Below are 12953 nucleotides of genomic sequence, written 5' to 3'. Positions count from 1 at the left end.
GATACGCTCACGGGCGCCGCGTTTGGCGCAGCCAGAATTCAAAGTTGCTGACAGGTTTATCGAGACATGCCAAAACGTACCGACATTGAAAGCATCCTGATCCTGGGCGCCGGTCCCATCGTGATCGGTCAGGCGTGCGAGTTCGACTATTCCGGGGCCCAGGCCTGCAAGGCGTTGAGGGAAGAGGGCTACCGGGTGATTCTGGTGAACTCCAACCCGGCCACCATCATGACCGACCCGGCGATGGCGGACGCCACCTACATCGAACCCATCACCTGGAAGACGGTCGAGAAAATCATCGAAAAGGAAAAACCGGACGCCCTGCTGCCGACCATGGGGGGGCAGACCGCCCTCAACTGCGCGCTGGACCTGGAGCGTCATGGCGTGCTGGCCAAGCATGGGGTGGAAATGATCGGCGCCAACGCCGACACCATCGACAAGGCCGAGGACCGCGACCGGTTCGACAAGGCCATGAAGAAGATCGGCCTGGAATGCCCGCGCGCGGCCATCGCCCACTCCATGGAGGAGGCCTGGAAAGTGGCCGAGGAGATCGGCTTCCCGTGCATCATCCGGCCGTCCTTCACCATGGGCGGCTCCGGCGGTGGCATTGCCTACAACAAGGATGAGTTTGAGGAGATCTGCCAGCGCGGGCTGGACCTCTCGCCCACCAACGAGCTGCTGATCGACGAATCCTTGATCGGCTGGAAGGAGTACGAGATGGAGGTCGTTCGGGACAAGAACGACAACTGCATCATCGTCTGCTCCATTGAGAACTTCGACCCCATGGGCGTGCACACCGGGGACTCCATTACCGTGGCCCCGGCCCAGACCCTGACCGACAAGGAGTATCAGATCATGCGCAACGCCTCGCTGGCGGTGTTGCGCGAGATCGGAGTTGAGACCGGTGGTTCCAACGTGCAGTTCGGCATCAACCCGAACACCGGGCGCATGGTGGTGATTGAAATGAACCCCCGGGTGTCCCGCTCCTCGGCGTTGGCCTCCAAGGCCACCGGCTTCCCGATTGCCAAGGTGGCGGCCAAGTTGGCGGTGGGCTACACCCTGGACGAGCTGCGCAACGAGATCACCGGAGGGGTCACCCCGGCCTCGTTCGAGCCGTCCATCGACTACGTGGTCACCAAGATTCCCCGCTTCACCTTCGAGAAATTCCCCCAGGCCGACGCCCGCCTGACTACCCAGATGAAGTCCGTGGGTGAGGTGATGGCCATCGGCCGGACTTTCCAGGAGTCGTTGCAGAAAGCTCTGCGTGGCCTGGAGGTGGGCTCCGAGGGCTTTGACGAGAAACTGGAGGACCTGGATTCCGAGAATGCCCGCGAGGCCCTCACCCGGGAACTGAACGTGCCCGGAGCGGACCGCATCTGGTACATCGGTGATGCCTTCCGTGCCGGCCTGACGGTGGACGAAGTGTTCCGTCACACCAACATCGATCCCTGGTTCCTGGTGCAGATTGAGGACATCATTCGGGAAGAACAGGCGCTCAAGCAGGCAGGCAAAGCGGACATCGACCGGGCCACGCTGTTCCGGCTCAAGCGCAAGGGTTTTTCCGACGCCCGCCTGGCGAAGCTGCTGGGCATCTCCGAGGCCAGCCTGCGTAAGCTGCGCCATGAGCTGGGCATTCGTCCGGTGTACAAGCGGGTCGACACCTGCGCCGCCGAGTTTGCCTCCAGCACCGCCTACATGTACTCCACCTACGAGGAAGAGTGCGAGGCTGACCCCAGCGATCGCGAGAAGATCGTGGTCATCGGCGGCGGCCCCAACCGGATCGGCCAGGGCATCGAGTTCGACTACTGCTGCGTGCACGCGGCCCTGGCCATGCGCGAGGATGGCTACGAGACCATCATGATCAACTGCAACCCGGAGACGGTGTCCACCGACTACGACACCTCCGACCGGCTGTACTTTGAGCCGATCACCCTGGAGGATGTGCTGGAAATCATCCACGTCGAGCAGCCCAAAGGGGTGATCGTGCAGTACGGCGGCCAGACGCCCCTGAAGCTGGCGCGCGGCCTGGAAGCGGCGGGTGTGCCCATCATCGGCACCAGCCCAGACGCCATCGACCGGGCCGAGGACCGGGAGCGGTTCCAGCAGATGATCTCCCGTCTGGGCTTGAAACAGCCGAAGAACGCCACCGTGCGCAGCCACGAGGAAGGTATCCTGGCGGCGCGGGAAATCGGTTACCCGCTGGTGGTGCGCCCATCCTACGTATTGGGCGGCCGGGCCATGGAAATCGTCTATGACGAGACCGAGCTGGTGCGCTACATGCGGAATGCGGTGCTGGTGTCCAACGACAGCCCGGTGCTGCTGGACCACTTCCTGAACGCTGCCATCGAGGTGGACATCGACGCCATCTGCGACGGCACCGACGTGGTCATCGGGGGCATCATGCAGCACATCGAGCAGGCCGGCGTGCACTCCGGTGATTCCGCCTGCTCACTGCCGCCGTACACCTTGTCGCAGGACGTGCAGGACCGGATGCGCGAGGCGGTGAAGAAGATGGCCATCGAGCTGGATGTGGTGGGCCTGATGAACGTACAGCTGGCCTATCAGGACGGCGAGATCTACGTAATCGAGGTGAACCCCCGGGCCTCGCGCACGGTGCCGTTCGTCTCCAAGGCCATCGGCGTGTCCCTGGCTCAGGTGGCGGCCCGGGTGATGGCGGGCAAGACCCTGAAAGAGCTGGGCTTCACGGAGGAAATCGTGCCGCGCTACTATGCGGTGAAGGAATCCGTGTTCCCGTTCAACAAATTCCCGGCGGTGGACCCGATCCTGGGGCCGGAAATGAAGTCCACCGGCGAGGTGATGGGCCTGGGCGACAGCTTCGACGAGGCGTTTGCCAAGGCCGCGCTGGCGGTGGGCGAACGCCTGCCGGCCCGGGGCACCGCTTTCATGTCGGTGCGTGACGTAGACAAGCCGGGGGCCGCCAAGGTGGCCCGGGACCTGGTCGAGGCCGGCTTCCGGATCATCGCCACCACCGGTACCGCCAAGGCCCTGGAGGCCGAGGGTATCGAGGTGGAGCGGGTCAACAAGGTCCGTGAGGGGCGCCCGCACATCGTGGATGCGATCAAGAATGGCCAGGTCCAGCTGATCATCAACACCACCGAAGGTCGCAAGGCCATTTCCGACTCGGCGCAAATCCGCCAGTCGGCCCTGCAGACCAAGGTGACCTATACAACGACTCTGGCGGGCGGCGAAGCCTTCTGCCGGGCCATCAAGTTCGGCCCGGAGCGGACGGTGCGCCGGCTGCAGGACCTACACGCAGGAAAGTAAGACTATGGCTGACAGAGTACCCATGACCAAGACGGGCGAGGCCCGTCTGCGCGAGGAATTGAAGAGGCTGAAGTCCGAGGACCGCCCGCGGGTGATCGCGGCCATCGCCGAGGCCCGCGAGCACGGCGACCTCAAGGAGAACGCGGAGTATCATGCCGCCCGCGAACAACAGAGCTTTATCGAAGGCCGGATTCAGGAAATCGAGGGCAAGCTTGCCTCGGCCCAGGTGATCGATGTCACCACCATGGAAAACAACGGCAAGGTGATTTTCGGGGCCACCGTGCACCTGGTGAACATGGAAACCGATGAAGAGGTGACCTACCAGATCGTTGGGGAAGACGAGGCTGACATCAAGGAAGGCAAGCTGTCGATTTCCTCGCCCATCGCCCGGGCCCTGGTGGGCAAGGACGAGGGCGACGTGGTGGCCATCCGTGTACCGTCCGGCACCGTGGAATACGAGATCGCCGAGGTGGAGTACATCTGACGGGTGAGCCCGGGCGGGTGCTCGGGCCACAAAAAAGCCGGCCATGGCAGACCCTGGCCGGCTTTTTCATTGAGTCGCCTCAGTGGGTGTGCCGCAGCAGGTTGGACAGCCTCGGGTTGGGGGTCCTGGCGCGACGCAGCAGCACGGCGATCTTGCCGATGGTCTGGACCAGTTCGGCGCCTGAAATCTGGCACAGGGCTTCGATGATCTCCCGGCGAACCTCCCGGTCCTGACTGGCCACCTTGACCTTGATCAGCTCGTGATCGTTGAGGGCCCGCTCGAGTTCCTCCTGCAGCCCTTCGGACAAGCCTTTGTCCCCCACGATGATCACGGGTTTGAGGTCGTGGGCAATGGCCCGGTAGGCCCGGCGCTGTTCCGGTGAAAGGCTCATGATGTAATCTCTTAATGATTGCAATTAACAAAAGGTCAGCGAAGTGCTCGCTGACGGCATCTATAATCCGTGGATTGTAACAGATCGCTTCGCCCCGGAAATGCCAGTTAACCCGTATCCGGGGGCGGGCGCGGTCGTTGCTAAGTTGGAGGTTGGTTTGGCACGCTCCAAGTCCAGTGACCGCTGGTTGAAGGAACATTTCAGTGACGTCTGGGTCAAAAAGTCCCAGGAAGAAGGCTACCGTTCCCGGGCCAGTTACAAGCTCATCGAGCTGGACAGGAAAGACCGGCTGTTCCGGCCGGGCCAGTTGGTGGTGGACCTGGGCGCCGCACCCGGCGGCTGGTCCCAGGTGGCCATTGAGCGGGTGGGGGACACCGGCACCGTGATCGCCAGCGACATTCTGCCGATGGATCCGATCGCCGGGGTGGAATTCGTGCAGGGTGACTTCACCGAGGATTCGGTGTTCGAGTCGCTGCTGGCGTTGTTGGGGGATCGCCGGGCGGACGTTGTTATTTCGGATATGGCACCCAATATGAGTGGTATGGCCGCAGTGGATATCCCCCGGGCCATGGGGCTGGTGGAGCTGGCCCTGGACATGGCGCAGCGGGTGCTGCGACCGGGCGGCGCTTTCGTCGCCAAGGTGTTCCAGGGCGAGGGGTTTGACGCCCTGCTGGCGGACATGCGCCGTGACTTCCAGACGGTGGTCAGCCGCAAGCCGGATTCGTCCCGGGCCCGTTCCCGGGAGGTGTATCTGGTGGGCAAGGGCTTTCGGGGCTGACAGGGCACGTCGGCCGGCCTGGCACCGGGCGGATGGGCCGTTTCTGGTGGACAGGCGTACAATTGGTGTAAGGTGTCGAAAAAGGATGTCCCCGAAGGGGCGTCCTGCAATTCACAGGTGACGATCCTTGAACGATATGGCAAAAAATCTGGTTCTCTGGCTAGTCATAGCCGCCGTGCTGCTGATGGTGTTTCAGAATTTTTCTCCCACCACCAGCGGTCAGCAAGTCAACTATTCCCAGTTCGTCCAGATGGTGCAACAGGGACAGGTCAGCCGGGTGACCATCGACGGCCTGGAAATCCAGGGGACCCGCAGTGACGGCTCCCAGTTCCAGACCATCCGCCCGCAGGTGGTCGATACCAAGCTGATGGACGACCTGTTGGCCAACAACGTCGAGGTGATCGGCAAGGAGCCGGAGCGTCAGAGCCTCTGGACTCAGCTGCTGGTGGCGGCGTTCCCGATTCTCATCATCGTGGCGCTGTTCGTGTTCTTCATGCGGCAGATGCAGGGCGGCGGTGCCGGCAAGGGCCCCATGTCGTTCGGCAAGAGCAAGGCGCGGCTGATGAGCGAGGACCAGATCAAGACCACCTTCGCCGATGTCGCGGGTGTCGACGAGGCGAAGGAGGACGTCAAGGAGCTGGTGGACTTCCTGCGTGATCCCAGCAAATTCCAGCGCCTGGGTGGCCGCATCCCCAGGGGCGTCCTGATGGTGGGGCCCCCCGGTACCGGTAAGACGTTGCTGGCCAAGGCCATCGCCGGCGAAGCCAAGGTGCCGTTCTTCTCCATCTCCGGTTCCGATTTCGTGGAGATGTTCGTGGGCGTGGGCGCGTCCCGGGTCCGTGATATGTTCGAGCAGGCGAAGAAGCAAAGCCCGTGCATCATCTTTATCGACGAGATCGACGCCGTCGGTCGCCACCGTGGCGCCGGCATGGGGGGCGGTCACGACGAGCGTGAACAGACGCTGAACCAGCTGCTGGTCGAAATGGACGGCTTCGAGGGCAACGAAGGCGTCATCGTGATCGCGGCCACCAACCGACCGGATGTGCTGGACCCGGCATTGCTGCGCCCGGGCCGGTTTGACCGCCAGGTGGTGGTCAACCTGCCGGACATCATCGGCCGGGAGCAGATTCTCAAGGTGCACCTGAAAAAAGTGCCGCTGGCCGACGGCATCGACCCGGCGGTTATTGCTCGCGGCACACCGGGCTTTTCCGGCGCCGACCTGGCCAATCTGGTGAACGAGGCGGCCCTGTTCGCCGCCCGTCGCAACCAGCGTCTGGTCACCATGGAGGAACTGGAGCTCGCCAAGGACAAGATCATGATGGGCGCCGAGCGCAAGTCCATGGTGATGAGCGAGAAGGAAAAACGGAACACCGCCTATCACGAGTCCGGCCATGCCATCGTCGGGCGCCTGATGCCAGAGCATGACCCGGTGTACAAGGTCAGCATCATCCCCCGCGGCCGCGCCCTTGGGGTCACCATGTTCCTTCCGGAGGAGGACCGCTACAGTCACTCCAAGCGCTACCTGATCAGCTCGATCTGCAGCCTGTTCGGTGGCCGGATCGCCGAGGAACTGACGCTGGGCGTCGATGGTGTCACCACCGGTGCTTCCAACGACATTGAGCGGGCAACCAGTCTGGCCCGTAACATGGTCACCCGCTGGGGGCTGTCGGAAAAACTCGGCCCGCTGCAGTACGATACCGACAGCGAGGAACCGTTCCTCGGTCGTTCCGCCGGCCAGGTGCATACCGTGTACTCGCCGGAGACTGCCCAGCGCATCGACGAGGAAGTGCGGAACATCATTGATGAGTGCTATGCCAAGGCCAAGCAGATCCTGATCGAGAACCGGGACAAGCTGGACATGATGGCGGAAGCTCTGATGAAGTATGAAACCATCGATCGCTACCAGATCGACGACATTATGGAAGGCCGCGAACCCCGGCCGCCCGCGGGCTGGGGTGACAGTAACCCCACCGGCGGTGTGCGGGCGGAGGAGCCGGAGGCCGCCAAGGCCAAGGGCTCCGACAGCGGTCGCCAGCCCGGCGTGGGCCGGCCGGCGGGAGAGCACTGAGCCGCCACGCCACAACCATCGGTTGCTTGCGCCGCCCGGATATCGGGCGGCGTTTGTTTTTGGGAAACCAGTGAAAGTCAGCAAGACGGGTTCGTTATGAAAATGAGTTTTGCCGGACGGGTGGTCGACCTGTCCCGCTGTCACGTGATGGGAATACTCAATGTCACCCCCGATTCCTTCTCCGACGGGGGCCGGTTCAACTCGTTCGACGCTGCCATGGCGCGGGCGCGCCAGATGGTGGCGGATGGTGCGACCTTCATCGACGTGGGCGGCGAATCCACCCGCCCGGGCGCGGCCCCGGTGTCCGTTCAGGAAGAGCTGGACCGGGTGTGCCCGGTGGTGGAGGCCATCGCCCGGGAGCTGGACGTGGTGGTGTCCGTGGATACCAGCTCCCCGCAGGTCATGACGGAAACCGCCAAGCTCGGCGCTGGCCTGATCAACGATGTCCGGGCGTTGCAGCGGGAAGGCGCGCCGGAGGCTGCGGCGGTGGCCGGGATCCCGGTGTGCCTAATGCACATCAAGGGGGAACCGGCGACGATGCAGGAACGTCCGTGCTATCAGAACCTGCGACGCGAGGTCTGTGCTTTCCTTGCCGAGCGGGTGACGGTGGCGGAACAGGCCGGGGTGCGTCCCGAACACATTCTGCTGGATCCGGGGTTTGGTTTTGGCAAGAACCTGGACCACAACCTGGCGCTGCTGGCGGCGCTGGAACAGCTCGATATTCTCGGTTACCCGCTGCTGATTGGCGTGTCCCGCAAGTCCATGCTCGGGCAGCTGACCGGGCGTGAGGTGGGTGAGCGCTTGCCCGCCAGCCTCGCCGCCGCGACAATAGCGGCCATGAAAGGGGCCAGCATTGTGCGGGTGCACGATGTCAGGGAAACGGTGGATGCCGTCAAGGTGGCGACGGCGGTGAAGGAGGCGGGTTGATGGCCAAGCGGAAATACTTTGGAACGGACGGAATCCGCGGGCAGGTGGGAGATTTTCCCATTACGCCTGAGTTCATGCTGAAGCTGGGGTGGGCCGCCGGCCAGGCGTTCAAGCGGGACGGTCAGCGCAACAGTGTGCTGATCGGCAAGGACACCCGTCTTTCCGGCCACATGTTCGAGTCGGCGCTGGAGGCCGGCCTGTCCGCGGCCGGTGTCGACGTCAGGCTGTTGGGGCCGATGCCGACGCCGGCCATCGCCTATCTGACGCGCACCTTCCGGGCTTCCGCCGGAATCGTGATCAGCGCCTCCCACAATCCGCACCATGACAATGGCATCAAGTTTTTTTCCGCCGCCGGTACCAAGCTGGACGATGCCCTGGAAGCGGAGATCGAGCGTTGGCTCGACAGCCCGGCGGTCCAGGTGTGCGCGCCTTCCGAGCTGGGCAAGGCCTCGCGGATCGACGATGCGCCCGGGCGCTATGTGGAGTTCTGCAAGAGCACCGTGCCGAACGAGTTTTCCATGGAAGGGCTGCACATCGTGCTCGATTGCGCCCATGGCGCCACCTACCACGTCGCGCCCAAGGTGTTCCGAGAGCTGGGGGCCCGGGTGTCGGTGATCGGCGGCGAGCCGGATGGCTTGAACATCAACCTGAACGTCGGTTCGACACACCTGGACGCGCTCAGGCAGGCGGTGCTGGAAAAGAAAGCCGACCTGGGGATCGCCTTTGACGGTGACGGTGACCGTGTCCAGATGGTGGACCGGGACGGCTCCGAAGTGGACGGCGACGAGCTGCTTTACATCATTGCCTCGCAGCGCCAGGCCGAGGGCCGTCTCCGGGGAGGCGTGGTCGGCACCCTGATGACCAACCTGGGGGTGGAGCTGGCCCTGCGTGAACGGGGGATTGAGTTCGAGCGCGCCCAGGTGGGCGATCGCTACGTCATGGAGCGCCTGCTGGCCAACAACTGGCTGTTGGGCGGTGAGGGCTCCGGGCACCTGGTGATCCGGGACTGCACCTCCACCGGCGACGGTATTATTTCCGCCCTGCAGGTGATGCTGGCGATTTACAAGTCGGGGCAGACCCTGGCCGAGTTGCGCCGGGGCATGACCAAACTGCCGCAGACCATGATCAACGTCCGGGTGGCGGAGCGGTTCGATCCGCTGGCCCGGGACGACATCCGCGAGGCGGTACGCCAGGCCGAGCAGACCCTGGGAAATGCCGGTCGGGTGCTGTTGCGGGCGTCTGGCACGGAGCCGGTCATCCGGGTGATGGTCGAGGGCCAGTCGCAGACCGATATCGCCCGCGTGGCGACGGCACTCGCGCAAGCGGTCGAGCGGTCGTCGTCCTGACCGCGCTCCTGCCCGGGGTGGTTGTCTGGGGGCAGGGACTGCTGTATAGTTCCGCCTCCCTTGGATTCGGGAAGCGTTATGCGTCGCAAGATCGTTGCCGGTAACTGGAAAATGAACGGCTCCACCGAACTGGTGGAACAGCTGGTTGACCCGGTCAGGGACGGAGTGGGCGCTCTTGATAATGGCGTGGAGGTTGTTATCATTCCCCCCGCGCTGTATGCCCGTGATGTCCTGGTGCGCGCGCGTGGCCGGCTGTCCGTCGGGGTTCAGAATGTCAGCCAGTGGCGCTCCGGGGCCTACACCGGCGAGGTGTCGGCGGCCATGGCGGCCGATCTCGGATGTCGTGTCGCCCTGGTGGGGCACTCCGAGCGTCGCCAGTACTTTGGTGAAACCGATGCGGTGATCGCCGAAAAGGTGGCCCAGGCGCTGTCGGCGGAGCTGGAGGTGATCCTCTGTGTCGGCGAGACCCTGAATGAGCGAGAAGCCGGCGACGCCGAGGCCGTGGTGACGGGCCAGGTTCGCCAGGGGTTGGCTCGGGTGGCAGCGGCGCAGTGGTCCCGGGTAGTCGTGGCGTACGAGCCGGTCTGGGCGATTGGTACGGGCCAGACGGCGACGGCGGAGGATGCGCAGTGTATGCATCGGGCCATCCGTCAGGCGCTGGCCGAGGCCGGGGCACCGGCGGAGACAATTTCGGTGCTTTACGGCGGCAGCGTAAAAGCGGATAATGCGGCCGCACTTTTTGCCCAGCCGGACATCGATGGCGGGCTGATCGGCGGCGCGTCATTGGTCGCTGAGGATTTTCTGAGCATTTGTCGGGCGATGCCGGCGGGTGCCAAAGGTTAACTGTTCGCGGGATTCGATATGGGTTGGTTGGAAACACTGGTCGTCGTTGTGCACGTGGTGATTGCCGTCGCGCTGGTGGGCCTGGTGCTGATCCAGCAGGGCAAGGGGGCCGATGCTGGCGCCGCCTTCGGTGGGGGTGCGTCCCAGACCGTGTTTGGTAGCCAGGGCAGCGGCAGCTTCCTGACCCGACTGACCACATCGCTGGCCATCGTGTTCTTCGTGACAAGTTTTTCGCTGGCGGTATTCGCCAAGCAGCGGGCCGAAGTTGCGGCCGACGCGGGTATTCCTGTGGTTCAGGAAAGCGTCAAGGTCGAGGAGCAAGCACCGGCCGAGCCTGCTGACAAGGCGGATGCGGCGGCCGGTGAGGCCGAGAGTGGGAAGGCCGATCTTCCCGAGCTCGAGTAAGGTTCATGCCCGGGTGGTGAAACTGGTAGACACGCTATCTTGAGGGGGTAGTGGCGCAAGCCGTGCCGGTTCGAGTCCGGCCCCGGGCACCAAATACAAGAAAACGGCTTGGAATATCCAGGCCGTTTTTTTTGGTCAGTCCTTGACCAGTCCGCCGGGCGTCTCTATACTCCGGCGCATAGTGGAGCCGCTGGGCCTTGCCCCGGTTTCCTGGCAGGCCAGGTGTCTGTCAGCAGGATAAAGCCGTTCACCGGTCTTTTCCTGTGAGTTCTTGCAACAAAAGGCCCCAATCACGGGGCTTTTTGATTAAGGGGCCTGGCGCATCGGGCCCTGATGCATAAAAAGGGCTGATCTAACAGCCCTTTTTTTGTTTGTAGGGTCGGTAAGTGTTCCAAGTGGAGAAGGCATAACCTTGTCAGCCAAGCTTAAACAACTGGAAGATCTGCTTCGGCCGGTGGTCGAGGGGATGGGGTACACCTTCTGGGGGCTCGAGTTCCGCTCCCAGGGGCATCACTCCCTGTTGCGGGTGTTCATCGACGACGCCGAGAACGGCATCACCATTGATGATTGCGAGAAAGTCAGCCGGCAGATCAGTGGTGTCATGGATGTGGAGGACCCCATTCAGACCGAATACACCCTGGAGGTGTCGTCCCCGGGGATGGACCGGCCGCTGTTCCGACTTGAGCAGTACCAGGACTTCGCCGGACACCAGGTTCAGGTCCGGTTGCGGATGGCCTTTGAGGGGCGCCGGAAATTTCAGGGTGTGCTCAAGGGCGTGGAAGGCGAGGACGTCGTCGTCGTCGTGGACGATCACGAATATCTGTTGCCGTTCGACAGTATCGAGCGGGCCAACATTGTTCCGGTTTTTGAATGATTTCATTTGAATGTGTCAGTGGACGAACAGCTTTTGAGGGCAGGGCAATCCAATGAGTAAAGAGATCTTGCTGGTGGTCGAATCCGTCTCGAACGAAAAGGGTGTCGAGAAGGACGTGATTTTTGAGGCGATCGAGCTTGCGCTCGCCACGGCGGCCAAGAAGCGTTACGAAGACGAGGACGCCGACATTCGGGTTGCCATCGACCGCAGGACCGGCGAATACGAGACCTTCCGCCGCTGGCTGGTGGTGGACAACGACCAGGTACCGGCGCTGGGTACCGAACTGACGTTGCAGGAGGCCGAGGAGATCGATCCCAACCTCAAGCCCGGCGACATCTATGAAGAGAAGGTGGAGTCCGTCTCCTTTGGCCGCATTGGCGCTCAGGCCGCGAAGCAGATCATCTTTCAGAAAGTGCGGGAGGCCGAGCGGGCCAAGATCGTGGACAGCTACCGTGACCGGATCGGCGAGCTGGTCTCCGGAACCGTGAAAAAAGTGACCCGGGACAACGTCATCGTCGACCTGGGCGGCAACGCCGAGGCCCTGCTGCCGCGCGAGCACCTGATTCCGCGCGAATCCTTCCGCATGGGTGACCGGGTGCGGGCGCTGCTGCTGGAAATCCGCACCGATCATCGCGGGCCCCAGCTGATTCTCAGCCGCACCGCGCCGCAGATGCTGGTGGAGCTGTTCCGGATCGAGGTCCCCGAAATCGCCGAGGAACTGATTGAAATCCGGGGCGCGGCCCGGGATCCGGGTTCCCGGGCCAAGATCGCGGTGAAGACCAATGATCGCCGGATCGATCCGGTGGGTGCCTGTGTTGGCATGCGAGGTTCCCGGGTTCAGGCGGTGTCCAACGAACTGGGTGGCGAGCGGGTCGATATCGTGCTGTGGGACGATAACCCCGCGCAGCTGGTGATCAACGCCATGGCCCCGGCGGAAGTGGCTTCCATCGTTATCGACGAGGACCGGCACACCATGGACGTGGCGGTGGCGGAGGACAATCTGGCCCAGGCCATCGGCCGCAATGGCCAGAACGTTCGCCTGGCGTCCGAGCTGACCGGCTGGACCCTGAACGTGATGACCGAGGAAGAGGCCGGCGAGCGCCAGCAGCAGGAGTACAACCGGTTGCTGGAATACTTCACCTCCACCCTGGATGTGGATGAGGAGTTTGCCAGCGTGTTGATCGAGGAAGGCTTCACCTCTCTGGAGGAGGTGGCCTACGTCCCCATGGAAGAGCTGCTGGCGATTGAGGGCTTCGACGAGGAGACCGTGACGGAGCTGCGCCGTCGGGCCAAGGACGTGCTTCTGAATCAGGCTCTGGCGGACGAGGAAGCCCTGGAGGGCGCCGAGCCGGCGGACGACCTGCTCAACATGGACGGCATGGACCGTGCCCTGGCCTTCAAACTGGCGGGCATGGGGGTCCGTACCATGGAGGACTTGGCGGAGCAGTCGGTGGACGATCTGCTCGACATTGAAGGAATGGATGAAGAGCGTGCCGGCCAGCTGATCATGGCCGCGCGGGCTCCCTGGTTTGAAGATCAGGCTTAATTCGGG

Annotated in this window: 11 protein-coding genes and 1 tRNA gene; 11 read left to right on the top strand and 1 reads right to left on the bottom strand. The window is 63.3% G+C overall.

All coding sequences use genetic code 11. From position 1 onward, the window contains the following. The first annotated feature begins 66 nt into the window (after positions 1 to 66). Positions 67 to 3285 (top strand): carbamoyl-phosphate synthase large subunit, encoded by a 3219-nt coding sequence (gene carB / locus BTO32_RS11175; RefSeq protein WP_076724718.1) that lies wholly within the window; start codon positions 67 to 69, stop codon positions 3283 to 3285. A 4-nt stretch (positions 3286 to 3289) separates the two neighbouring features. Next, a complete protein-coding gene (greA, locus tag BTO32_RS11170; protein ID WP_076724717.1) occupies positions 3290 to 3769 on the top strand; it encodes a transcription elongation factor GreA in 480 nt (159 codons plus the stop codon). A gap of 79 nt (positions 3770 to 3848) precedes the next feature. Here the strand turns inward: greA and yhbY are convergent, their stop codons facing one another. Then, the gene (gene yhbY, locus BTO32_RS11165) at positions 3849 to 4160 is read right to left on the bottom strand and encodes a ribosome assembly RNA-binding protein YhbY (RefSeq protein ID WP_076724716.1); all 312 of its coding nucleotides are present in this window, start codon (positions 4158 to 4160) and stop codon (positions 3849 to 3851) included. A gap of 157 nt (positions 4161 to 4317) precedes the next feature. On the opposite strand from yhbY, the gene rlmE reads away from it, so the two are divergent. From rlmE to nusA, 9 genes are all read left to right on the top strand, one after another. After that, positions 4318 to 4938, top strand: a complete 621-nt coding sequence (gene rlmE / locus BTO32_RS11160) for a 23S rRNA (uridine(2552)-2'-O)-methyltransferase RlmE (protein ID WP_076724715.1) — start codon at positions 4318 to 4320, stop codon at positions 4936 to 4938. 136 nt (positions 4939 to 5074) lie between these two features. Further along, positions 5075 to 7006, top strand: a complete 1932-nt coding sequence (gene ftsH / locus BTO32_RS11155; RefSeq protein WP_076725084.1) for an ATP-dependent zinc metalloprotease FtsH — start codon at positions 5075 to 5077, stop codon at positions 7004 to 7006. 96 nt (positions 7007 to 7102) lie between these two features. Next, entirely contained in the window at positions 7103 to 7933 is an 831-nt protein-coding gene (gene folP, locus BTO32_RS11150; RefSeq protein WP_076724714.1) for a dihydropteroate synthase, read from the top strand. Next, complete coding sequence (glmM, locus tag BTO32_RS11145) at positions 7933 to 9279, top strand: phosphoglucosamine mutase (protein ID WP_076724713.1); 1347 nt, start codon at positions 7933 to 7935, stop codon at positions 9277 to 9279. The genes folP and glmM overlap by 1 nt, the downstream gene beginning before the upstream one ends. A gap of 78 nt (positions 9280 to 9357) precedes the next feature. Continuing rightward, the gene (gene tpiA / locus BTO32_RS11140) at positions 9358 to 10122 is read left to right on the top strand and encodes a triose-phosphate isomerase (protein ID WP_076724712.1); all 765 of its coding nucleotides are present in this window, start codon (positions 9358 to 9360) and stop codon (positions 10120 to 10122) included. 18 nt (positions 10123 to 10140) lie between these two features. Further along, positions 10141 to 10527 (top strand): preprotein translocase subunit SecG, encoded by a 387-nt coding sequence (gene secG / locus BTO32_RS11135; protein WP_076724711.1) that lies wholly within the window; start codon positions 10141 to 10143, stop codon positions 10525 to 10527. 7 nt (positions 10528 to 10534) lie between these two features. Next, positions 10535 to 10619, top strand: a tRNA-Leu gene (locus BTO32_RS11130). A 320-nt stretch (positions 10620 to 10939) separates the two neighbouring features. Further along, complete coding sequence (gene rimP / locus BTO32_RS11125; RefSeq protein ID WP_076724710.1) at positions 10940 to 11401, top strand: ribosome maturation factor RimP; 462 nt, start codon at positions 10940 to 10942, stop codon at positions 11399 to 11401. A 52-nt stretch (positions 11402 to 11453) separates the two neighbouring features. Further along, the gene (gene nusA, locus BTO32_RS11120; protein WP_076724709.1) at positions 11454 to 12947 is read left to right on the top strand and encodes a transcription termination factor NusA; all 1494 of its coding nucleotides are present in this window, start codon (positions 11454 to 11456) and stop codon (positions 12945 to 12947) included. Positions 12948 to 12953 lie beyond the last annotated feature (6 nt).

It is taken from the genome of Marinobacter lutaoensis, from assembly GCF_001981305.1.
Taxonomy (GTDB): Bacteria; Pseudomonadota; Gammaproteobacteria; order Pseudomonadales; family Oleiphilaceae; genus Marinobacter; species Marinobacter lutaoensis.
This window is presented reverse-complemented; position numbering and strand designations above follow the sequence as displayed.